Raw genomic sequence first — 2,426 nt, 5'->3', positions numbered from 1 at the left:
GCAGCAACTCGCTCTCCAGGAAGAGTCGTCGTACCAGCCCGGGCGTCCGCTCCAGCGAAGCCGCGAACCGGTCGATCTCGGATAATAAGTTTCGGAAAAATTTTTGTTTTTCGGAAAGATACCATTTCTGAAGTGAAAAACATAAAATTTTCATTTTAAAAACTTTCGTAAATTTTTGCTCACTTTTAATAAAAAAACTCCTTCAGTTAGAAAGAGATTTTTTACTAAGTAGATTAAAAACCATTCAATGATTTTTAGGGGTTATTATTATAATGTACCCATTCTACCACTTCAATATTATTTGTCAATAAGAAAAACATCAATAGTTGATGTTTTTCAGGAGTATTTATGAAAAGTTTTTCTGGAATAAGCATAGTTTATCATAATTATATTAACATTCGCTTAATGGAAAGTCAACGAAAAACTAGACACGGAGTTAAGAGAATTTAATAATTATATTTTTCAAAGTCTTTTGAAGACTTGTAATCAAGACCTGAATGCATCCTTTTTGTATTGTAATAGGTCTCAATGTATTTAAATATTTCTTGAGTAGCCTCAGCTCTTGTCTCAAAATGAGCATCATTAATAAGCTCCCTCTTTAGCGTCTTATAAAAAGACTCCATCATTGCATTGTCATATGGATTTCCTTTACGACTCATGCTAGATTGAGCACCGACTTGACGAAGAGTAGATTGATAACGAGAGCTTGTATATTGACTCCCTTGATCAGTATGGACAATCAAGCCAGGCTGAGGATGTTCTTTCCCACAAGCTTGTAAGAAGCAATCCCTCACCAGTTTATCTTGCATCCGTGAAGACATTGACCAGCCTACAATCTTACGTGAAAAAACGTCGATATTCACGGCTAAGTATAAGGTGCCTTCTTTGGTAGGGATATAGGTCATGTCTCCCAGCCATACTTTATTAGGAGCTGTTGCTTTAAAGATCTGATTAATTAAATTGGGTCTTGAAAGCGAAGCTCCTTTTCTGTTGTAATGTTTATATTTATAACGGCTTCCCTTGGCATAAAGTCCCATCAAGTGCATCAGTTTCCCAACACGTTTCGTGTTGGTCATAATACCAGTATTATGAAGTACCTTGGTAATTCTAACCGCACCATAGCGTCCCTTATGCTCATGAAAGACAGCTTTTATCTTCTCTGAGAGAATTTCTCTCTCCACTTGTTGTTTTGAAGGACGACGATGCATGTATTCATAGAAACCTGAGCGAGAAACCTTAAGAACTTTTACTGCATGTTTAATTTTTATCTTCCCATGATGTTTCAAGAGAAATTCAAAACGTTTTACTTGCTTCGCTTCAAGAAGACCCGGAACTTTTTTAGAAGTTCAAGTTCCTCCTGAAGATAACGATTTTCTTTCTCTAACAATTTAATCTTATGTTGGGCATCAGCTAGGGCTGTCCCATTGCCTGGAAAAGCACTTTCTCCATATTCTTCAACTTCTTGAACCCAGCGATAAAGACTATTGGCATGAACCTCAAGCTCTTGGCTGACTTCTTTAACAGAGTAACCCTCTTCAAGAATGAGTTTTACTGCAGAATTTTTAAATTGTTTATCGAATTTTCTTCTTGCCATAATAAACCTTTCCACGATTTCTCTTAACTTTGTGTCTAGTTTATTATAACCTTTCCATTCGGAGGTCTTTTCTTATGGTCAAATATTCCATAGAATTAAAACAACGCGTTATTCAAGATTATTTATCTGGCAAGGGAGGCTCTACCTATCTTGCTAAACTGCACAACGTAGGTTCATCTAGTCAGGTTAGACGCTGGATTCGCAATTATCGAGCAGAGGGACTTCCTACAGCTCACTCCAAAGTCAATAAAAATTATTCTATGGAGTTGAAAGAAAATGCGGTACAATGTTATTTAACAACTGATTTAACGTATGAAGCTGTGGCAAGAAAATTCGAAATTACTAATTTTACCTTACTTGCAAGCTGGGTTAATCATTTCAAAATTTATGGAGAAGTCCCAATAAGCAAAAAGAGAGGACGGCGTAAAAAACTAGAAAGCATTGCATCGTCTATGACTCAGAACCCAAATGATTCTCAACGAATTAAAGAACTTGAACAAGAATTACGTTATGCGCAAATTGAGGTAGCTTATTTAAAAGGACTTCGGAGATTGGAGAAAAATGCTCTAATGAACAAAAATCAAGACTCATCTACAGTCTCCGTAAAACCTTCAAACTCAAAGAAATCTTGAAAGTTACAGGATTCCCTAAAGCCACTTATTATTATTGGGTTAACTGTTTTGAACGGGTAAACAAAGATGAGCTTATCGAAAAAGAAATGCTTAAAATACGTCAAGAACATGCCAATGCAGGTTATCGTCCAATGAGTGAATTACTTAAGCAACGTGGCTATCACGTCAACCACAAGAAGGTACAGTGCTTAATGAAGAAG

At 36.4% G+C, this 2,426-nt stretch carries 1 protein-coding gene and 2 pseudogenes; 1 reads left to right on the top strand and 2 read right to left on the bottom strand.

What is annotated here, in order from left to right; genetic code table 11:
* Window positions 1-76: pseudogene (locus AB0A61_RS40970) on the bottom strand (holo-ACP synthase); the annotation flags it as partial.
* A gap of 370 nt (window positions 77-446) precedes the next feature.
* A protein-coding gene (locus tag AB0A61_RS40965) for an IS3 family transposase (RefSeq protein ID WP_361304692.1) occupies window positions 447-1,594 on the bottom strand; the annotation gives its coding sequence in 2 pieces (ribosomal slippage) (window positions 447-1,342 and window positions 1,342-1,594; 1,149 coding nt in all).
* Window positions 1,595-1,668: 74 nt separating this feature from the next.
* Between AB0A61_RS40965 and AB0A61_RS40960 the strand changes: the two are divergent.
* A pseudogene (locus tag AB0A61_RS40960) lies at window positions 1,669-2,426 on the top strand (IS3-like element ISLla3 family transposase); the annotation flags it as partial.

Source organism: Streptomyces sp. NPDC046197 (assembly GCF_040646295.1).
GTDB lineage: Bacteria > Actinomycetota > Actinomycetes > Streptomycetales > Streptomycetaceae > Streptomyces.
This window is presented reverse-complemented; position numbering and strand designations above follow the sequence as displayed.